This window comes from Halothermothrix orenii H 168 (assembly GCF_000020485.1).
GTDB classification, from domain to species: Bacteria; Bacillota; Halanaerobiia; order Halanaerobiales; family Halothermotrichaceae; genus Halothermothrix; species Halothermothrix orenii.
The window spans coordinates 1,709,752-1,731,236 of record NC_011899.1; the positions used below are offsets into that span (position 1 = coordinate 1,709,752).

Genomic DNA, 21,485 nt, shown 5'->3' on the forward strand with positions numbered 1-21,485 from the left:
GGTATAATATATTTATAAATGTTATTAATTTCTTTATTTTTTGGAACTTTTAGAAGGAGGTGAATTCCATAGAAGTCTCAACAGCTATAGAAAATAGAAGGGCCTACCGCTCTCTGGATAAAGTTGATATCACTGACGATTTAATCAATCAACTGGGGCGGGCTGCTTCTCTGGCTCCATCATGTTTTAATAAACAACCCTGGAGATATGTTTTTGTTTATAACAAAAGACAACTAAAAACACTCCATACCAGTCTACCCGATGGAAATGCCTGGGCTAAAGATGGTTCTCTAATTATTGCCGTTGTAAGCAGCAAGGATATGGACTGTGTTGTGTCCGGTCGTGAATACTTTCTTTTTGACGTAGGACTATCCTGTGCTAATCTTATTCTCAGGGCAACTGAACTGAACCTGGTAGCCCATCCAATTGCCGGTTATGATGAAGATAAAGTAAAAAAGATTCTGAATATACCTGATGAAAAAACTGTTATAACCCTCATTATAATTGGAAAACATAGAAAAGGAGATAATCCTAACCTGACTGATAACCAGAAAGAAAGGGAACTAAAAAGACCTGTCCGCTTACCGCTCGAGAAGATTGTCTTTCATAATCATTACCATTCTTAAATATAAATAATTATGGGAAAATTGTTAAAATTAATAAGCACCTGTAAAAATATTTTAGAAAGGGGGTTAAACAATGGCTAATACTTACCATGAAGAGAATTTGCCGGAAGAAGCCAGAGAATTCCATCGCATGATCAGGAGTGTTATTGAGGAATTAGAGGCGGTTGACTGGTACCATCAACGGGCAGCAGTGACCAATGACCCACAATTAAAAGCAATTGTAGAACATAACCGGGATGAAGAAATTGAACATGCCTGTATGGGATTAGAATGGTTACGAAGAAAATATCCTGCCTGGCATGAAAATCTAAAAAAATTCCTTTTCTCTGAAGGTGATATAGCTTCACTGGAAGAAGAGGAAGAAAACCAGGAGAACACAGAAACCACCGATGGTTCTCTGGGCCTCAGGAATACTAAATAAGGAGGGAATACAAACTTATGGTTAATTTAAAACGCTCACTGGCCCCAATAACCCCTGATGCCTGGGAGTTTATTGATAAAGAGGCCAGAAGGGTATTAAAACTTAAATTATCAGCCCGTAAAGCAGTTGATTTTGTCGGTCCTAAAGGAATCAAATATGCAGCTGTTAACACCGGTCGCAGAACTGCCCTGGAAGATAAAGCGGAAGGAGCCAGCATATTTCAAAGACAGGTTCTACCCCTTGTAGAGGTTGAAATACCTTTCAGACTTCATCTGGAAGAGCTGGAGGCCTTTGTCCGCGGAGCAGAAGATGTCAATATCGATAATTTACTTGAATCAGCAAATGAACTGGCACGCATTGAGAATAAAGCTATTTTCTTTGGAATGGATTCAGCGGGGATAAGTGGATTAGTTAATTCTTCCGGCCAGACCCTTGATACACCTGCAACCGGGCTTATATCATCTGTTGCTGAAGGTATTAACAATCTGGTAAAGGCAGGTGTCAATGGCCCCTATACACTGTTGCTGGGACCTGAACTTTACCACTCCCTGTATACCAGGAATGACAGGGGTTATCCCCTTGAAAAAAGAATCAGTGATATAATCGGTGGTGACATTCTTTTTACACCTGACCTGGAAGGTTATGGCCTTCTTCTATCAAAACGGGGAGGGGATTTTGAACTGATAGTCGGTCAGGATATAGCCATTGGCTTTTCCGGTCAGTTCGGTGATGAATTAGAATTTTTCTTACTGGAATCCTTTACCTTCAGGGTTAATACCCCGGAAGCAGCGGTAGTTTTAAAGGCAACTGACTAAAGGTTAATCATATATATGTATCGTTACATATATAACATTAAACATATATAACATTTAGAACAAACTTAATATAAGTTTAATTTATGTATGAACACAAAAAATGGCCTGCTCCATCAGGCCATTTTTTTAATAGAAATCGTCTCCATTTTTTATTTAATATTTTACCATAAAAATAAATTGTTAAAACCATATCTTATTTATTAATTATCCTTATCTATTAACCTTTTTACCTTTTCTATATAAAAACCGGTTAAACTCTCGGCTGTTTCTTCATCCTGACCTTCGGCAAAGATATGAAAGACTGGTTCCTCATTATCGGGTATAACCAGGGCCCAGCCGTTTCTATGGTTAAACTTAATACCATCAACCAGTTCAGTATTGTCCCTGGCTTCTTCAGCCAGCCTCCTCATAACCCGACCCTTGTCGTGCCATTCACAGGGTATTTCAACCCTTTCCAGGTAAAACTCGGGAAGGCGGTTGAGTAATTGCTCAAAAGATATATTCTCCACTGCCATTTTTTCCAGGATTAATACCAGAGCAGCTATGGCATCATTAAAGGGATAAAACTTAAATGGGTTGTGTTCATAAACCATATACTTTTCCATGGAAACCTGGGGGGCCAGAGGAGTATAAACAACATCGGCATCATAATCATCGGCTATATTTTCAATTACCTTGGGAGAATTAAAGGGAACAAATAATTTTTTGACTCCCCTTTCTAACAACAGGTAAGAAAGCATTACCTGGTATTTGAAGGGGTCCAGTACCTGTTTATTTCCGGCAACAAGATTTAATCTTTCAGCATTATGGTCAACAATAATCCCCAGATCTGCCTCATTCTCATTCAATATCCTGCTAACCTTATCTCTTGCTTCCAGCCTTTCTTGAAGGCTTAAAGGTCGACCGGTCCGGGAATAATTTCTGGTAGATAACATTTGACAATTTAGTCTTTTTAATAACAGGGGTAAGAGATGGTTTAAACTATCATATTCATAGTCAATCACCACACTGAAATAGTTACGTTTAATGGCTTCAGTATCAACTGTATCGAGAATGCCATATAAATATTCATTTACCATTTCTGGAACCAGGGCATAATCACCTATGTCATTTACAGGAGCTCTGTTATAATCCTCTGTAAAGAACTTTTTTTCAACCCTTTTCTGGTCCGGAGCCGGTAAATTTACCCCTTTTTCATTCATAAACTCCAGAACTACTTTCTCAGGATTATTATAACTTAACCGGATATGAATACCGCCTCCTGCCTGCATATTAATAATCCCATATCTGGCTACAGCTGTAGTAATCTCCCCGAGCTCCAGGACATTTCGCCCTGCCAGTTGAATCCCGGAAATAACCGCCCTTTTTAATGCACTGGTCAGTCCATATGTATCTGAACTTACCGTTATACTTTTATTTCTATCTATAGTCGAGGCAAATGCTACCGCCAGTCTGGTTACAAATTCAGGGGTAATATCGATATTCCCTTCCCCTATAACCCCGGTATTGGTAAATAGTTTTTTCTGCCACCGGGGCCTCCAGACGATATTGTCTCTAACCTCTACTCTGGACTCAATTTCCCTTTCAGGCCAGATTTTAATACCGGGAGCAACCTTGCTCTCTTCACCGATTACTACCTTTTCCCCGACGGCAGCCAGGTCAAAAATACTACCCCGTTCCCTGACTACCACGTTTTCTGTAATTACTGCTCCCCTGATTTCAGCATTGGCACCAACAAAATTATTATCCCAGAGAATGCTTTTCTTAATGGAAGCATGGGGTTGAATATAATTGTTACGTCCTATTATTGAATTTGCTACCCGGGCCCCTTTACCAATCCTGGTCCCTTCCCCAATAAAGAGTGGACCTTCCAGTTCAGCCGTTTCATCTATTTCAACCCCATCCTGAAGCCAGATATTGTTATCCAGGACACAACAGGCTTCAAGCGGTAAATCAATTTCTCCTTTAAAGAAATCAAAATTGGTGTTGATATACTCTTCAAGACTCCCAATATCATTCCAGTAACCTTTAAGTGAAATTCCATATAAGTTCCAGTTTTTTTCAAGCATTAAAGGAAACAGGTCTTTACTGAAATCAAAGTTAATACCCTTATCATAGAGATCAAAAATTTCGGGCTCCAGGACATATATTCCGGTATTGACGGTGTCACTGAAAACCTGCCCCCAGTTTGGTTTTTCCAAAAATCTGACTATTCTACCCCTTTCATCGGTAATAACCACCCCATAATCCAGTGGGGTTTTAACCCTGGCCAGAACTATAGTAGCTGAAGCCCCCTTTTCCTGATGAAAGGAAATTGCTTCTCCCAGGTCAAAATCTGTAATGGCGTCACCACTTATAACCATAAAAGGTTCATCTAAAAAATCCCTGGCATTAGCAACACTTCCGGCTGTCCCCAGGGGTTCTTTTTCAACAAAATAATGGAGGTTTACCCCCCATTTACTACCATCACCAAAATAACTCTCAATTTTGTTCGGAAGATAATAAGTTGTGACAGCAATATCTTTTATGCCATAATTTTTTAAAAGGGTTATGATATATTCCATAACCGGATAATTCATCACAGGAACCATGGGCTTGGGTAGGTTACATGTTAGCGGACGTAACCTCGAACCCTGCCCGCCGGCCATAATTACACCTTTCAAAAGGTAATCCCCCTTTCACACCTGGATTAACTGAACTTTCTTTTAAACAGATATCTGTAAACCGGTGAATCTTCTTCATTCTTAATATATGTTCTTTCTTTATTCTTATTCCAGTTACTATTCTCATATTCTGACAGGACATTCCGGTAAACCCTGGCCGTTTTACCGGCAATTTTCTTCCAACTATATTCTTCCTCAACCATCTTATAACCATTTCTGGCAAGCTTCTTTGCCCTGTTTTTTTCTTTAAGTAAGTCTATTACTTCTCTGGCCAGGTGGTGTGGATCATTAACATTAACCTTAACTCCATTCTGGTTATGGGTGACAAATTCACTGAGGCCTCCGGTATTACTGACAACTACAGGTGTTTTTGTAGCCATAGCTTCAAGGGCCACAATCCCAAAGGGTTCATAAAGGCTTGGAAATACAGCAATATCTGCTGCCTGATAAAGTTTATTTCTGACTTCATCACTGACAAACCCGGTAAAATATATTCTGTCACTTACCCCTATATGGGCAGCAAGAGATTTTAAATGTTCCAGATTGGGACCCTTCCCGGCAATAATAAATTTTGTCTCCGGCCGTTCCTTCAATATTTCAGGTATAGACCTGATTAAAACCTGAACTCCTTTTTCCCTGACCATTCTACCAACATAAAAAACAATATCCTCACTGGGGTCAGCATACTTTTGTCTGAATTCGGGGGTACATCTGGCTTTATATTTTTCCGGGTCTACCCCATTTTCAATCTTGATAACCTTATCAGAAGGAAGCTGGAAGAGGTTTTTAACTTCCTGATTCATATAATCACTACAGACTATAACCCTCCAGGCCTCGAAACATGAATACCACTCAAGATCATTAATATACCTCTGCATGTCATTGTAAATACCGTGGTTGCGTCCATATTCAGTAGCATGAATGGTATATACCAGCGGTTTTTTAAGGGCATGTTTCATAACCTTACTACTCCAGAAAACTAGCCAGTCATGGCCATGAATGATGTCTATCCCCCCGGGCATAAGACCAAAAGCCTTTTCCAGAATCTGAAAATTCAACTGCAAAATATAGTCGACAAAATTGTTGGCATTAACCTGAACCGGGGCTGTCCTGAGGACTCTAACACCATTTATTTCTTCTTTTTCAGAGGTGTCACTACTACCCTGGGTTATAACATAGACCTGATGTCCCTGCTCAACAAGGGCTTCACTTAAATCCTGAACATGACGGGCTAAACCACCGAAACTTACCGGCGGGTATTCCCAGGAAAGCATCAGAACTTTCACATCAATTACCTCCCATTATTAACATTACGATTCTTAATATTTCCAAAGAGGTCTATTTTATTCAATTCCCGGCGCATAATTAAAGGACAGTTAGTGCATAAATAAAGACCGGAACAAACATATTAATAATAAATGCACCCAAAAAAGGAACTGAACTTTAAGAAATGGAGGAATAAAGTTGTCTAAAGGATTTTTAGCTCTAATTTTACACGCCCATTTACCTTTTGTTCGCCATACTGATGGTGAAGGAAAACTTGCTGAAGACTGGTTATATGAAGCTATAACAGAAACTTATATACCCCTTTTAAATATAATGGAAAGGCTTCATAAAAAAGGGGTTAATTTTCGTTTAACCCTGAATATTAGCCCCTCACTGGCTTCTATGCTGGATGATGAACTCTTACAGAAGCGCTACCTCAACCACCTCGAAAACCTGATAGAACTGAGCGAAAAGGAAATAGAAAGAAACAGTAACACACCCCGGGTTAAAAAACTGGCTGAAATGTATAATTACCTTTTCAAAGAGGCCCGGTATGTTTTTCATGAAAAATATAAAAATAATATTTTAAAAGGTTTTAAAAAGTTTCAAGAGCTAAACAGGCTGGAAATAATTACTTCAGCAGCAACCCATGGTTACCTGCCTTTGATTTTAACCGAAAAAGCCGTCAATGCCCAGGTGGCAACAGGTATAAATACCTATGAGCGTATTTTTGGACAAAAACCAAAGGGGTTCTGGTTGCCGGAATGTGCCTTCAAACCTGGAATTGATGCCATACTGGCCGATAAAGGTATAAGGTATTTTATTAGTTCTACCCATGGCATCCTTTATGCAACACCAAGACCCCGTTATGGGGTATATTCACCTGTTTATACACCAAATGGAGTTGCTGCCTTTGGTAGAGATGTAGAAACCTCAAAACAGGTCTGGAGTGCCAACGAAGGTTACCCCGGTGACTTCGACTACCGGGAATTTTACCGGGATATCGGTTTTGACCTTGATTATGATTACATAAAAAAATACCTCCCTGATGGTATCAGGAAACATGTCGGAATTAAATACCATAGAATAACGGGCAAAAGTGATTATAAAGAGCTTTATGACCCCGACAGGGCCCGTGAAAAAGCAGCAGAACATGCCGCCAACTTTATATTTAATCGCCAGCACCAGATTAAATACCTGAGTCAGGTTATGGATAGAAAACCTGTAGTTGTGGCCCCCTATGATGCTGAATTGTTTGGACACTGGTGGTTTGAGGGGCCACAGTGGCTTGAATTCCTTTTAGAAAAAATACACTATGATCAGGAGGATTTTACAACAATTACTCCCTCTGAATACCTTGATTTATACCCCCGCAACCAGGTCGCCATGCCCGCTGAATCAAGCTGGGGTTATAAAGGATATCATGAAGTCTGGCTCAATGGCAGTAATGACTGGGTTTACCGCCATTTACACGAGGCTGAATTAAAAATGATCACCCTTGCCGATAAATATAACCACTTAGAAGATAAAGATAATATATTTTACCGGGCCCTGAACCAGATGGCCAGAGAACTCCTTCTGGCCCAGAGCAGTGACTGGGCCTTTATTATAAAGACCAATACCATGGTCGAATATGCAATTATGAGAACAAAAAAACACCTTTTTAATTTCAGGAAACTCTCAAACCAGGTAGAAGGTAAAAATCTTGATAAAGATTTTCTCAGTAACCTGGAAAAAAGTAACAATATTTTTCCCGAAATTGATTTCAAAATATATAACCAGAATATTAATAAAGGATGGGATCTAAAGGAGGGTATTTCAGGATGATTAAAAATACTAATATTTTTTTATCTGAAGGGAAACTTAGAGAAAGGAGGTTTAGAATGATGGATATATACCTTAATATTTTAATAATTTTATTCGCACTTATAGCCTTTTTTATATATTATCTCCTCACTACAGAGAATAAGAACCGGAGGAAGCAAAGGATCATTAAAAGTCAAAATGAGTTAGAAGTTGCGGATGAACTTAACCCTAAAAGTTCTTTTACAGGAAACTCCTCTGATAGCAAGAATAAGATCAATACAAGCAATAACAATCGCTACAATTTACCCTCCAGCTATAATAAGACCTTTATTAGACTTTTTTCACGGGATCCGGACTGGCTTTACACTTACTGGGAGGTAAGTAATGATGAATATTACAATAATCAACCTCTGCTCAGGATTTATAATAAGCATAACGGTGATTATAAGGATATTGAAATAAGCCATGATACCCAGGACTGGTATATTTCCAACATTGAACCAGAAAACACCTATCAGGTCGTCATCGGATACCAGAATAATGGTACCTTCTTCCCTCTGGCTGAATCAAATACAGTTACTACTCCTCCCAATCAACCTTCATCAATTATTGATGAAGAATGGATGTTAATTGAAGAACTCGATAGTTATAGTTACCGGGTAAATGTTGGTTCAATATCTTTTGTCAAAGGTTTTGAGAAAAAGAAAATCGAAAAAGAACTGGAAGCAGATTCATATACCATCTATGAGGAAAACAGGAACAAACCCCATTAAAAAAGTCCGGCAGTATTGCTGCCGGACTTAATTTTAACTGTTAAATTATTAATTTTTAATTATTAAATTATTTTAATAAAGGCTCCCGTTATGAACCTCAAAACTCCAGTTTCTACCATTGTTATTATCCCAGTTTCCTGCATTATCCCGAAAACAGAAGATAAATCTCTTATCAGTTTCTACATCAATATTTGTCTGAAATTGGTCCCTTACTTTACTCATTTTTATATCTTTAACTTCATCCCAGTGTTTATCAGTTCCAAATCCGTAATGTAGATATACCTCCTCTGCCCCGGATCTGGCCAGAAGGCCATTATACCTGACCTGAACAGTCTCGCCTGCTGTCATTGGTGTAGGGTTTACCTCAATCCCCTGATCATTATGGCTCAAAAAATAAAACCTCCTTTTTTAGTATTCTACACCTTATTATGTTTAGAAAAATACTTTTTATTCAGGGTTACACCGGTGTATATTATTAGTAGAAATACTAAATAGATTAAATATTTTTTGTAACCACTGATCCAGGAGATAGATTTACCGCCTATCTTCAGGGGATATATAACTGGAAAATCATTATTAAAGTTACCCAGTACTTCCTCCTGCTTCATTCCTTCGGGTAAAATAACATCTATAACCCTCGGGGCATAATCAAGTTTTCCAGAGGAGTTCAAAGAAAAGCGCCACGAGGCAGTATTAGAAACAACCTCTCTAAAATGACCGGGACCGAAAGGATCAAACCCACCGATTAAAATATATAAATAAGCTTTATCCAGAGGTCCGACTATGTCCCTCTTAATTTTAAGGGTTATGGTATTTCCAGTTACCGTCAGGCTGGAGTCATTGACATCCCAGGGGTTCTTCTCTAACTGCTGAAGTGAAAGAATTTCCGCCTGCAACTCTTTACGCTTATCCCGATCAGATGGGTTAAAAGCCCTGACCCAGAAGCCACTTATTTTAAGGAAAACATCCCAGGGATAATCCGGACAAAGCTCTACATTGGCCCCGGGTTCAAACAGTTTTACATCGCCACCTTGCTGATTATCAATATATAATTCAATCAATGGTAAAGAAAAACCATTTTCACTCTGCCAGGGATTGGTTATTTTAGAAAACTTGAAATCAAAGAAGTAGTAATCACCCTTTTCTGTGATACGGAAACGGGTTATATCAAATAAACCCTCAAAGGGATGAAAATCCCCGTTGGTAGGATACCGGTAATTGCCGGGACCATAATCGTCACCGGCCGGGTCTGTTATCTCATATAGAAGTACATCTTCACTCTGAACCTTTTCAATTGAAAAAACGATCAGAGTTAATATAAGAAGCGAGATAACAATAATATTTATATGTTTTTTCATAATATAACCCCCAGGTTAACTGGATGGGCGGTTTTTGTCCACTTTTTTAATAAAATCCCGGGCTGCATTGTAACCAATACTTTTCATCCTGAGGTTCATGGCCGCTACTTCCAGAACCATAGCCAGATTTCTCCCTGGCTTCACAGGAATTGTTAGTTCCGGTATTTCTATTCCCATTATTTCAGCATAGTTTTCATCAAGCCCAAGACGGTCATATTCCTTGTTATCATCCCAGATTTCAAGGTTAACAACCAGATTAATAGGAGAAGAATCCTTAACCGCCCCTGCCCCAAATAGTGATTTTACATTAATAATACCTATGCCTCTCATTTCTAAAAAATACCTGGAAACTTCAGGAGCCATACCTACCAATTTACTTTCACCAATCTTCTTAACTTTTATAATATCATCAGCTACCAGCCTGTGGCCTCTTTTTACCAGCTGGATGGCTGTTTCACTCTTACCGATACCGCTCTTTCCCTTAATTAAAACCCCCAGTCCATAAATATCCACCAGGACCCCGGAAATAGCTTCCTCCGGGGCCAGTATTTCCTCAAGAAATGTGGTAAGCTGACTCGAAAACCTTGTAGTTGAAACCGGAGTCCGTAACAGGGGAACCGACTCTTTTTCTGCTTCCTCAATAAGAAACCGGGGAGCCGGGAGATTCCTGGTCACAATTATACAACAGGGATTATATTCTATAAGTTTTTTTATCCTTGTTTCCATAACCCCACTGTCAAGTTCATTAAGAAAGGTCATCTCGGTTCGGCCCAATATCTGGACCCTCTCCGGTGAAAAATACTTCCAGAATCCGGCCAGTTCTATCCCGGGACGCTTGATATCACTGACAGTAATATGATTACTTTTTCCCCCTTCACCAGCCAGAACTTCCAGGGAAAACCTTTTAATTATATCCTCAACAACTATTTTTGCGGTCTTCATTCTAATAACCTGTCCCCCATGGCTACTGCAACTGCCCCGATTACTCCAGTATCATTGCCCAGCTCAGCCTGGCGTATCTCAACTGAATTAAAGGCTGATTCTAAAGCATGATCTTTTAAGCTTTTTTTCATTGGTTCCATTATTAAATCACCAGCATTCATGACACCACCACCCAGAATTATCATTTCCGGGTTAAAAATATTTAAAAGGTTGGCAAGTCCAATCCCCAGATAATAACCGGCCTTATCCCATATTTTCCTGGCTACTTCATCTCCCTGCCTGGCAGCTCTGGCAATTAAACTTCCGTCAATTTTCTCGGGATCTCCTCCTGATAATTCCATTAACAGGGTAGCTTTATTTTCTTTTACAGCCTCCCGGCCCATTTTATTAATGGCAGTCCCGGAAGCAACGGCCTCAAAACAACCCCTGTTACCACAACCACAGACAGGTCCACCTGGCTCTATAACCATATGTCCAACCTCACCGGCTCCATCATTGATACCATGGAAAATTTTCTTATTAATAATAATTCCGCCTCCGATACCGGTACTGACAGTAATATATATTAAGTTGTCAACATCCTGGCCGGCCCCAAACCATTTTTCTCCGAGGGCCGCTGCATTGGCGTCATTTTCCAGGATTACCGGAATACCTGTTTCCTCCTCAAGGATATCTTTAATATGTACATTCCTCCATCCCAGATTAGGGGCCAGGTATATAATACCCTCCTGTGTATTTAAGGGCCCGGGGCTTCCGACACCCAGAGTAATGACATCTTCCCTTGATAGTCCTTTCTCCTGAAGAACAGCATCTATTGATGACACAATATTTTGTATTACCTTTTCTTCCCCTTTACGGGCTTCTGTCGGTAGCTTCTTTTTCGCAACAATCTTTCCTCTGGCATCAGCCAGAGCAGTTAGTATTTTGGTACCTCCTAAATCAACACCTACATAGTATTCTTTCATCATAACTCCCCTTCCTATTTAATCATATTTTTCAAGTGTAAGTTTTGTCCCATTTATAATTATCATTCCTATAACTCCCAGTGTTAATAAAGGCAGGGCAACTCCAGTAACAAAAAATAAAGCCAGTAACAGGATAATAATGACAACCATTAAAAAAGCAAAAAATGCATTATCAAGGGCCAGTAAAAAAGACCTCTTCAGAAGTGTTAAAATCTTTTCATCCCCCTGGATTGTCAGTAAACCCCAGAAGTAAAATTGAATCATACTGAAAAATAAAATCAGGTATAACCAGAACACCGATATAATTAAGTACAGGTTACTCCCCTGTGATCTATTAAGGAAAAAAAATAAATCTACCGCCAGAACAAGATAAATAACCAGTGAAAGCAAAAAACCAAACAGACCCCGCTTAAAGTACCTGATAAAGCCAGTAAAAAAGGATTTTACTCCTACCTCTTCCCGTTTTACCAGATTATTAACCACCTGCAGGGCCGATAGCTGGAAAGGTCCTATCAAGATCAGGCTTATAATAGGCATCAAAACCCAGCCGGAAATAAAACCACTATAACCAGTAAATATTAAAATAGATGTAATAAAGAACCATATTATACCAACTATAACCAGTTTAAAGAGGTGTTCATAAAACTTTTTAAACGATATTTTTAACGTCTGAAGTAACATTTTCTTCCTCCTTGTTTTCTACTGCACCCCTGTATATTCAGAGTTATTATACCATGGTCAAAAGTAATATGTAAAGACAGACTAATTTATTTCACACATTTCACGATAACCGAGCAGGGCTGCTCCATAAGCCCCCATGAGTTGAGGGTAATGGGGGATATTAAGGGACACCTCGAGTTCTTTTTCCAGTAATTGACGAACTCCTTTATTTAGAGATACCCCACCACTGAGGGTTACTTCTTCCTTTATTCCTACCTGACGGGCCATACCGGTAATCCGTTTTACAATTGCGGTATGGAGCCCCCTTAAAATATCTTCCCGCTCCACCCCATCGGCAATTAGGCTTATCACTTCCGATTCAGCAAATACGGTACAGGTACTGGATATAGGGGCAGCAGTATCAGTCTTTAATGACAGAGGACCAATCTCCTCCAGAGGCACCTCCAGGGTTTCTGCCATTACTTCCAGAAAACGACCCGTTCCGGCGGCACATTTGTCATTCATAACAAAGTCATCAACCCTACCATTGGCATCAAGGCGAATAACCTTACTATCCTGTCCCCCGATATCTATAACCGTTCTGGTATTCGGGTACTTATGATGAACACCGAGGGCATGGGCCGTTATTTCAGTTATTTCTCTATCAGCAAAAGGTATACTCAGCCTCCCGTAACCAGTGGCTACCACCCTCTTCACCTGCTCCAGGCTATAGTCAATCTTCCTTAAGGCTTTTTTAATAACTTCCCGGGCCCGTCCCGCTGTCCTGGCCCCGGTATTCATGATCTCCCAGGACACCAAGTCTCCATCTTCTAAAATTACAGTCTTGGTAGTCCGTGACCCTATATCAAGTCCTGCTATCAGCATAGTTTATCCCTCCATTTCTGCTTTCCAGTACTTCTATAAAGGCCTGAAGTCTGGTAATAATCTGACCTTCCCGGTAGTTGCGGATATCTACCAGGTCACCATCAAGATTTAAAAAGGGAATTCCTTTTTTCTGAAGCTCTTTTTTAAGGAAACCATTACGACCACTACTCTGACGGCAACCCCAGTGGGAGAAACCGATAACCCCATCTATATTATAATCAATCACCATTTTTCTGATCCGTTCCAGCTGCCGCTCTAATGGACCCCAGCCAAAATGGTTTATCATTTTCCAGGCCAGGCTTTGATAAGGTTTAGTGGAATCTAAAGGTAACCAGTATAACTGACTATATTCCTCAAAGGCAATAACGGCATCATTCCGGGCCAGGGTGGTAAATATTTCCTGTCTATAGTAGGGTTTTAGATGAAGCCAGAGGAGACGGTGTTTTTCCCGGGGTACAACCCCCTTTTTTTCTTTTATTCTCTTCTTTAGCTCTTTTTCAAGGGTCCGGTAATAGTTTACTGCAGCTGGACTCCCGGAGGACATAAATTCCATACTGACAAGATTCATGGCCTCCTCACCCGACATGGGGGCCGGTATTTTTTTTCTCAATTGGTTGACCCGCTGATGGGCCCGGTATGCCCGGTTGGAATATGTAAATACTGTTTCAAAATCCTCTTTAACCCCCCCAAGTTCTCTCACCAGGTCCTTGATTTGATGAGCAAGCCAGTCGGCATCATCAGGATGATAAGGTGTTTCCAGAAGATAAAAAGGGATACCCTTATAATAACTTATCTGCTGTAGATATTTTTTGGCCCCGTCACATAAATGAGAAGCAGCAATAATCAGATCTGGTTCAGGAAGTAAACCGGCTTTAGTAAGCCCCCAGCCACACCGGTGAATACTACAGAGATCCGAACTTATCCAGTCTTCTTCAGCCTGTCTCAAAAAATCATCGGCTACACCCAGAGCGGCCGCAAGACCTGCTGCTACCTCTGGCATGAAAGGTACCCCGCCCAGAGCATAAACCAGTTCACTGGGAACAAACGTACTACACCAGATAACCGGCCTTTCCTTTAAATATGCCGCCCGGGTTTCTTTTATTGAATAAAGGAGGGCTTCCTGCATATAACCAGTACTACCAGTTCTGCTTCCCAGTTCAGCCAGTTTATATAAAAATCTATTTTTTAACCCCTTTTTAAACAGCTTTAGTTTTCTCTCTTTACTTAATAAGGAAAAAAAAGCAGATAATCCACTTCCCATTATTCTCTATAATCCTCCCTATCTTTTTAAAGTTTGTGGTGGAATTATTAAAACAAATTTAATAATATTATTTTATATAACTTTTTTAATCTCATAGTATAAATGATTCCCTGAACGCAGCAACCCTGGTTCTTACCTGGCCACTCTCGCCGCTTCCATATTCCCCATCCAGAAATAACACCCTGATTCCGTAATCATTAGCACAGTCTTTGATTAGCCTGAAATCATAACTGGCCTGATCACAGAACTTGGGGACAAAATATATCAAACCATCCGGTTCCCTGTCTTCAACCAGTTTTTTTACCTCCTCTAATCTGGCTGTCATATCCATGGTTCGGGGACAGGTAGGTTTATAAAGATATGACCTGGCCAGGGATTTAAGGGGGTCACCCTTTTCAGAAACATGTACATTAAAAGAGCGCTCACCAAGGCAGGAATCAAGACCAACCACTTTAAAGCCTATCTCCTCAACAAGACTGGCTATACTACCATCCAGCAAACAGGTACTGATTATCAAAAGTCGGGGGTTAAGTTCATCTTTTTTTTCAATGCCTCCTGTTCCGGACTTACCCAGGGGTTTCATCCCACTGGAACCTATAAAACTCTTAAGTCCTTTAAAGTCCTGACTGGTATATTTAAAGACCGCTTTAACCAGGGCCATAATGGAATAGTGTGGAGAGTTTATAATTTCTTTCATTAAAGCCTGTAATTGTTGCCTCCAGTAATTATATTTTTTTATTTCTGTTACCAGGTTTGACCGGTAAATATTACTTTCAGGGTCTATCCCCAGCTTTTCAATAATCTTTCTAAGTTGTTTGTAGTAGAAATCTACCCGGGAATTTTTCTTTACCCTGGGCACTTCCAGGAGTAAGGCCTCAGGACCAAGTATATCCTTAATTCTCCTCATAGCATCACAGCTGGTGGTCACTATTTTAAAACTCTCTTCAGATAAATTGTCTGCCAGAAAGGCTTTACTATATGGACAAAAATCAGTCGGCAGAAGGTCCGGGAAATTTTGGCTTACATCCCCGGGCCAGCTTCTTATCAAGCTGTATCCCGCTGCCGCAAATACCTCAGGAGGGGCATAACTGCAGTTTGTATAAATTTTTCCCCCCGCATTGTTATTGTTTTCAAATAAACTTTCAGTAATTGGTTTCATACTATCACCTTTTTTCTATTTCCCTACTCTTTTAATCCAGTAAATTACTCTTTTTATCTCAAACTATATAAAAAAATAATTATTTAAATATCGTCATCGAGTTTTGCAACACGAAAAATAAATTATGAAAGACTCTTGGCTCTATCACTAAATTAAACATCTGACTATAAATCACCTTTAAATTATAAAATTCCCGGGATATTAAAATCACCGGGAATTTTATAACCTTTAAACTACCATACCGTTACCAGAATTTTTTATAGAAGTATCAATACTAGGCTAATTTGGATTCAGAATCATCACTGGCAGGTTTCCCCATTCTCTCTTCAAAGATAGGCTTAGAAACCCTGCTCCACTCTGAAGACATCTTATCTAATCCTTTAGCAACATCCCCTTTGAGGACGGTATCCGCACCTTCATGAGTAGGTTTAGCCCCTGATTCCTCTACAATCTCCCTGAGGCAATGAGGGTTATCGATAATAGGACAGGGTAACATCAGGTTTTCATTAAAGGGTTGCCTCTTCTGGTAAGATTTAAACAGGGGATTCTGGAGAACTTCTTTAAGGCTTTTTTCCTTAATATTATCAACTGAAAAATGAACAAAAGCACAGGGTTCTACTTCACCTTTAGCATTAATATGGAAATAACGCCTGCCTCCAGCAATACAACCCCCGGTAAAGGTTCCATCATTCCAGAAATCAGCCACAAAGATTGGTTTTTGACTCCTGATTTCAGGAATCTTGTAAGCCATAAACTTCCTCTGTTCAGGGGTTAACATAAGATCCAGGTTAGGATCTTTTCCAATGGGTACATAATGGAAAGACCATACATAAGTTGCTCCTTTTTCAATCAATAGTTCAATAAAATCATCCTTACCGAATAATTCATCGACATTATTCCTGGTAACAGTTACACTGGCGCCGAACACAACCCCTCTATCCCGGAGCAGATCCATGGTATGCATTATTTTATCAAATACACCCTCTCCCCGACGCCCATCGATTTCTTCTTTAAAACCTTCAATACTGATAGCCGGAGAGACATTACCGACTTCTACCATGCGGTCAGCCATTTCTTCATCAATCAGGGTTCCATTGGTATACATTAAAAAGCCCACATCTTGATGTTTTTCAAAGATATCAAAGAGACGCGGATATAAGGTCGGTTCACCACCTGATAATACTATAAAATAAATCCCTAGTTCTTTAGCTTCTGTTATAATACGGTCAATAACCTCAAATTCAAGCCTGTCAGATTTGCTATACTTACCGGCCCAACAGCCTGTACAATTCAAGTTACAGGCACTGGTTGGATCAATCAAAATAGTCCATGGTACGTCAACACCCAGCTTCTCAGCCATTTTAAATTGATAGGGTATACCTAATAAACCTGAATTAATAAAGAAGTTCATAACCAGACCTTCTTTATAACTGGGTGCAATTTCGGTAAATTTTTTGATATATTGTTTTATTGCTGGATTTTTCTTATACTCTCTCCTTAAACTTGCAATTTCCTCTTTATGGTTCTCTGTTCTGGCAATCTTTTCGAGTAAATCCAGGACTTTTATAAAATTCCTGTCAGGGTCTTTTTCTATGTAATTCAAGGCCCTTTTAATAATCTGTTCTGCTGCAAATTTTTTGGCAAAATTAAAATTAATAGCCATTTTCTTTTCCCCCCTTTTATTTGATAAATCTATAGAAGCATCTCGTTATATTTTTTAAACTCACCTCCTTAAAAATTGACAAACCCATGACTAACAGAAGGTATACAAATAAGTAGGTGTTAGATGTTAAATGCTAGATGTTAAATGTTAGATGTTAAATATTAAATATAAAGTATAAACTTCAACTATCCTGTCCAGGTTATTTCAAGTGTGATAATGATTAACTTATTTAATTTATGTAAAATTACTGATAAATTAACTAATGAACTGGGGGGCTTTATATTAATTAAATTTAATATAAGCTACTTAGCTACATTGGTCGGTTCTTTTTGATTAAATAACAGGGTATAGAGCCAGCCAATAACTAAAGCTCCTATAATTCCGGCTATAACATTATAGCCGGCTAGCATCCAGGCCCAGTCTCCAAGGATTAAATCCCCTAAAAAGGCCCCGATAATACTACCAACCAGAAGATTCCAGTAGCCTCCGGGAATGGTTTTTTCCTTAAGAGCATAATGAAGTATCCCGGCTACAACCAGGGAAACCACAATTAATATTAAATAATACATTTAGTAACCACCCCTTTTTAAGCCCCCCAAATTTTAAATACTACCTACTTATTCCTTTTTATAATATTATACCTCTTGATACCTTAATTTTCAAGAATATTACTACAAAACATGGTCTTTTTAAGCAGAGGTTACATTTTTTGCAAACCTAATAAAGACTTATTTCTATCCTGGAGTAATTATGAATGTTACTAAAATCTTAAAAAATATTATTAATTGTAATTAAATAATATTGAAAATACCACCAAATTTTTAAAACCCTAGTGTAATAATACCTTTTCTAATATCCTGGCAACTCCATTTTCTTTATTGGATAATGTCACTAAATCCGCCTCTGCTTTAATCTGTTCCGGGGAATTACCCATGGCTACCCCCAGTCCCGCAGCTTTAATCATTTCCAGGTCATTCCAGCTATCCCCGATGGCTATAACCTGTGACAGGGGGATTTCAAAACCAGATGCAACTTTTTCTAAAGCTTTACCTTTAGAAATCTCTTTTCCCATGATTTCAATAAATATATCCCGTGACCTGGTTACGGCCAGGTCATCTTCCAATTGTAATCTTATTTCCCTGTAAATAGCCTCGTATTTATCCCTATCCCTCTCAATTATTAACAACTTGGTGGGTGGTTTTCCAAGATAATCTGAAAGGGGACCAACTTCACGGGCCTTAACCCCGGCTATATCTTCATATAACAGGGTTTCTTCATTCCGCCTGGCAACCAGAAGCCGGTCATCTTCATAGAGATTTATATGGTTACCGTATTCTTCAGTAATTTTGATAACCTGTCCTGCCAGATTAAGTGGAATTGGTTTATGATGTAAAACTTTATTGGTCACAGGGTCTTTGATAAAGGCTCCGTTATAGGTAATAACCGGTTTTTTTATCCCCAGCTTTCTTACATAAGGTAGAGCCGAAATAAACATCCTGCCTGTGGCGATAACACATATTACTCCCCGGTTCATAAGCTCAGTTATAACATCAATTGTAACCTGACTTAGATTCTGATTCTCATCAATCAGGGTTCCATCCAGATCCATAGCTACCATTCTATATTCTTTCATTACCTGTCTCTCCCGTTTCGTATTAATTGTAATTGTAACTTATAATGTTATTCCGCTGTCTTTGGAAACCTTTCAGAAAGCCTGTAAACTTCTTGCCTGATTTCGGTCAGCCTTCCTTCATCATTTATATTCTTAAGGGTCTGGTATATTAACTTTGCAATCAACTTCATTTCTTTTTCTTTCATACCCCTGGTGGTTACGGCCGGAGTCCCAATTCTAATACCACTGGTAACAAAGGGACTCCTCTTTTCAAAGGGTATTGTATTTTTATTAACAGTGATACCCACTTTATCAAGGGCAGTTTCAGCATCCTTTCCAGTTATGTCCATATTGGTGAGATCAACCAGCATCAGATGATTATCGGTACCACCTGAAACCAGTCTGAACCCATAATTTTTCAATTCAGCTGCCATAGTTTTAGCATTACTCACAATCTGTTTCTGATAGCCTTTAAATTCATCCTGTAGAGCTTCTTTGAACGTTACTGCCTTGGCCGCAATAATATGAAGAAGAGGGCCTCCCTGTAATCCCGGGAATATAGCCTTATCTATTTTTTTAGCGTGTTCCCCTTTACAGAGAATTAATCCCCCTCTGGTTCCCCTCAGTGTTTTATGGGTTGTTGTTGTCACAAAATCGGCTACCGGTACTGGACTCGGATGTAAGCCCGCTGCCACCAGGCCAGCAATATGGGCCATATCCACCATAAACAGAGCCCCAACCTCATCGGCAATCTCCCTGAAGACTTCAAAATCAATTATCCTGGGATAGGCACTGGCCCCGGCCACAATTAAATCAGGTTGGTGCTTTCTGGCCAGTTCCCGGACCTGATCAAAGTCAATTACCTCCTCTTCTCTGGTAACTCCATAATGGATGAAATTATAATACTTGCCGGACATATTTACAGGACTACCATGGGTAAGATGGCCCCCATGGGTTAAATCCATGGCCAGTATAGTCCCTCCGGGAGGTACAGTAGCGAAATAAACAGCCTGATTGGCCTGAGACCCTGAGTGGGGCTGGACATTAACATGCTCCGCTCCGAATAACTCCCTGGCCCTGGCTATTGCCAGTTCCTCAACCTTATCGACTACCTCACATCCCCCGTAATACCTCTTATGGGGATAACCTTCTGCATACTTATTGGTTAAGCAGGAACCGGCTGCCTCCATAACGGCATCACTTACAAAATTTTCTGAAGCAATAAGTTCAATGTTCCGGCGCTGTCGTTGATCCTCTTCCTCGATTAACCCGAAAATATCCGGGTCAACTTTTTTTAAAAACTCCATTATTTTATCACTCCCTTTTAAGGTTTTTACATTAACTCCCTTTTACATTGGCCTTATGACTTTTCCTCCTGTAACCCAAAATATATCTGGTTAATATAAAAACTTATTGTATTTAATTTTAACATAAAATAACCTTAAAATTAATAAAAAAACAGAATTTAACCCCTATTCATTATATTTTATGAATAAAGGTTAAACCCTGTCCTCTGTGTCAAAATTTGTTTCAGTATAAAATAGCTTATTAACTGAATCTATTAATAAAAATTAATATTTAATTTTAAGTTTATCGCCCGGTTATGAACCAGAAAAACAGGTTATCAAAAATCCTAAACTAATATATCCTGGGGAGACCGCGTTATATCCAGGTCCTTTATTACATCTTTTAATATCCGGGCCGATTCATATAAATCTTCTTCTTCTTTAGCAGAGAACTCAAGGGTCAAAACTTTTTTAATCCCTTTTTCTCCAACTATACTGGGAAGGCTTAAAGCCAGACCATCAAGATTATATTCACCCTGTAGTACACTGGATACCGTTAAAATAGAACTCTCATCCCTGAAAATACTCTCAACAATTCGGGCTACTGCCAGCCCCACCGCATAATATGTAGCATCCTTTCTTTCAATAATATCATAGGCAGCATTTTTAACCTTATTATATATATCTTTTCTAAATTCTTTAGTACAACAATCCTTGCCACAAACAAGACAATAATCATCAAAATTGACCCCGGCCACATTTGTTAAACTCCAGGCTGCAACTTCATGGTCACCGTGTTCACCTATAATATAGGCATGAATATTTTTGGGATTAACCCGACAATGTTCACTGAGTAAATACCTGAAGCGTGAGGTATCGAGGACCGTCCCTGAGCCGAGGACCTGATTTCTGGGAAGACCGGAGATTTTCCAGGTTACATAGGTTAAGACGTCTACCGGATTGGTAACCACAAGGATTATAGCTTCTCTTGTATACTTGAGTATTCTGGGGATTATCTCCTTAAAGATTTCAGTATTTTTCTTAACAAGATCCAGTCTCGTCTCACCGGGCTTTTGGTTAGCCCCGGCACTAATTATTACTATTCTGGCATCCTTACATTCTTCGTAATCGCCACTTCTTATTCTAACAGGCTTAACAAAAGATGCCCCATGGTTTAAATCCATGGCCTCTCCTTCAGCCCTGTCCTTATCTATATCAATTAACACTATTTCTGAGGCCAGGCCCCAGTTCATTATAGCATAAGCCGACGTTGAACCGACAAACCCTGCTCCGACAACAACTACTTTATCTTTCAAATAAAATC

20 protein-coding genes are annotated in these 21,485 nt (G+C 39.4%); 5 read left to right on the top strand and 15 right to left on the bottom strand.

Annotated elements, in window-relative coordinates; genetic code table 11:
* Nucleotides 1-59: 59 nt before the first annotated feature.
* The 3 genes from HORE_RS08320 to HORE_RS08330 all read left to right on the top strand — a co-directional run bounded on the left by HORE_RS08320 (nucleotide 60) and on the right by HORE_RS08330 (nucleotide 1,862).
* Nucleotides 60-626, top strand: a complete 567-nt coding sequence (locus tag HORE_RS08320) for a nitroreductase family protein (protein WP_012636527.1) — start codon at nucleotides 60-62, stop codon at nucleotides 624-626.
* A 73-nt stretch (nucleotides 627-699) separates the two neighbouring features.
* Nucleotides 700-1,047, top strand: a complete 348-nt coding sequence (locus tag HORE_RS08325) for a ferritin-like domain-containing protein (protein ID WP_012636528.1) — start codon at nucleotides 700-702, stop codon at nucleotides 1,045-1,047.
* Between the two features lie 17 nt (nucleotides 1,048-1,064).
* A complete protein-coding gene (locus HORE_RS08330) occupies nucleotides 1,065-1,862 on the top strand; it encodes a family 1 encapsulin nanocompartment shell protein (protein WP_012636529.1) in 798 nt (265 codons plus the stop codon).
* Between the two features lie 200 nt (nucleotides 1,863-2,062).
* Here the strand turns inward: HORE_RS08330 and HORE_RS08335 are convergent, their stop codons facing one another.
* Nucleotides 2,063-4,525, bottom strand: coding sequence for a mannose-1-phosphate guanyltransferase (locus HORE_RS08335; RefSeq protein WP_012636530.1), 2,463 nt, complete (start codon nucleotides 4,523-4,525; stop codon nucleotides 2,063-2,065).
* 26 nt (nucleotides 4,526-4,551) lie between these two features.
* Complete coding sequence (locus tag HORE_RS08340) at nucleotides 4,552-5,811, bottom strand: glycosyltransferase family 4 protein (protein WP_012636531.1); 1,260 nt, start codon at nucleotides 5,809-5,811, stop codon at nucleotides 4,552-4,554.
* 178 nt (nucleotides 5,812-5,989) lie between these two features.
* On the opposite strand from HORE_RS08340, the gene HORE_RS08345 reads away from it, so the two are divergent.
* Nucleotides 5,990-7,618, top strand: coding sequence for a glycoside hydrolase family 57 protein (locus HORE_RS08345; RefSeq protein ID WP_012636532.1), 1,629 nt, complete (start codon nucleotides 5,990-5,992; stop codon nucleotides 7,616-7,618).
* Entirely contained in the window at nucleotides 7,615-8,370 is a 756-nt protein-coding gene (locus HORE_RS08350; protein WP_012636533.1) for a DUF4912 domain-containing protein, read from the top strand. The genes HORE_RS08345 and HORE_RS08350 overlap by 4 nt, the downstream gene beginning before the upstream one ends.
* A 72-nt stretch (nucleotides 8,371-8,442) precedes the next feature.
* Here the strand turns inward: HORE_RS08350 and HORE_RS08355 are convergent, their stop codons facing one another.
* The 13 genes from HORE_RS08355 to HORE_RS08415 all read right to left on the bottom strand — a co-directional run bounded on the left by HORE_RS08355 (nucleotide 8,443) and on the right by HORE_RS08415 (nucleotide 21,477).
* Complete coding sequence (locus tag HORE_RS08355; protein WP_012636534.1) at nucleotides 8,443-8,760, bottom strand: carbohydrate-binding protein; 318 nt, start codon at nucleotides 8,758-8,760, stop codon at nucleotides 8,443-8,445.
* Nucleotides 8,761-8,786: 26 nt separating this feature from the next.
* A complete protein-coding gene (locus HORE_RS08360; RefSeq protein ID WP_012636535.1) occupies nucleotides 8,787-9,728 on the bottom strand; it encodes a glucodextranase DOMON-like domain-containing protein in 942 nt (313 codons plus the stop codon).
* A gap of 15 nt (nucleotides 9,729-9,743) precedes the next feature.
* Nucleotides 9,744-10,670, bottom strand: coding sequence for an HPr(Ser) kinase/phosphatase (gene hprK, locus HORE_RS08365; RefSeq protein ID WP_012636536.1), 927 nt, complete (start codon nucleotides 10,668-10,670; stop codon nucleotides 9,744-9,746).
* Nucleotides 10,667-11,635 carry an ROK family protein gene (locus HORE_RS08370; protein ID WP_012636537.1) on the bottom strand — a complete coding sequence of 323 codons (969 nt, stop codon included), beginning with the start codon at nucleotides 11,633-11,635 and terminating at the stop codon, nucleotides 10,667-10,669. The genes hprK and HORE_RS08370 overlap by 4 nt, the downstream gene beginning before the upstream one ends.
* Before the next feature lie 18 nt (nucleotides 11,636-11,653).
* Nucleotides 11,654-12,316 carry a YesL family protein gene (locus HORE_RS08375; RefSeq protein WP_012636538.1) on the bottom strand — a complete coding sequence of 221 codons (663 nt, stop codon included), beginning with the start codon at nucleotides 12,314-12,316 and terminating at the stop codon, nucleotides 11,654-11,656.
* Between the two features lie 81 nt (nucleotides 12,317-12,397).
* Nucleotides 12,398-13,180, bottom strand: a complete 783-nt coding sequence (locus HORE_RS08380) for an acyl-CoA dehydratase activase (protein WP_012636539.1) — start codon at nucleotides 13,178-13,180, stop codon at nucleotides 12,398-12,400.
* Complete coding sequence (locus HORE_RS08385) at nucleotides 13,161-14,441, bottom strand: 2-hydroxyacyl-CoA dehydratase subunit D (RefSeq protein ID WP_012636540.1); 1,281 nt, start codon at nucleotides 14,439-14,441, stop codon at nucleotides 13,161-13,163. Before HORE_RS08385 ends, HORE_RS08380 begins: the two co-directional genes overlap by 20 nt.
* 91 nt (nucleotides 14,442-14,532) lie before the next feature.
* The gene (locus tag HORE_RS08390; protein ID WP_012636541.1) at nucleotides 14,533-15,600 is read right to left on the bottom strand and encodes a 2-hydroxyacyl-CoA dehydratase family protein; all 1,068 of its coding nucleotides are present in this window, start codon (nucleotides 15,598-15,600) and stop codon (nucleotides 14,533-14,535) included.
* A 274-nt stretch (nucleotides 15,601-15,874) separates the two neighbouring features.
* Nucleotides 15,875-17,263: a radical SAM/SPASM domain-containing protein gene (locus HORE_RS08395; protein WP_012636542.1), complete on the bottom strand. Its 1,389-nt coding sequence runs from the start codon at nucleotides 17,261-17,263 to the stop codon at nucleotides 15,875-15,877.
* 302 nt (nucleotides 17,264-17,565) lie between these two features.
* Complete coding sequence (locus tag HORE_RS08400) at nucleotides 17,566-17,832, bottom strand: hypothetical protein (RefSeq protein WP_012636543.1); 267 nt, start codon at nucleotides 17,830-17,832, stop codon at nucleotides 17,566-17,568.
* 260 nt (nucleotides 17,833-18,092) lie between these two features.
* Nucleotides 18,093-18,896: a Cof-type HAD-IIB family hydrolase gene (locus HORE_RS08405; protein WP_012636544.1), complete on the bottom strand. Its 804-nt coding sequence runs from the start codon at nucleotides 18,894-18,896 to the stop codon at nucleotides 18,093-18,095.
* Nucleotides 18,897-18,943: 47 nt separating this feature from the next.
* On the bottom strand, nucleotides 18,944-20,182 hold the full coding sequence (locus HORE_RS08410) for a serine hydroxymethyltransferase (RefSeq protein ID WP_012636545.1): 1,239 nt from the start codon (nucleotides 20,180-20,182) through the stop codon (nucleotides 18,944-18,946).
* Nucleotides 20,183-20,508: 326 nt separating this feature from the next.
* On the bottom strand, nucleotides 20,509-21,477 hold the full coding sequence (locus HORE_RS08415) for an L-lactate dehydrogenase (protein ID WP_012636546.1): 969 nt from the start codon (nucleotides 21,475-21,477) through the stop codon (nucleotides 20,509-20,511).
* Nucleotides 21,478-21,485: the final 8 nt, after the last annotated feature.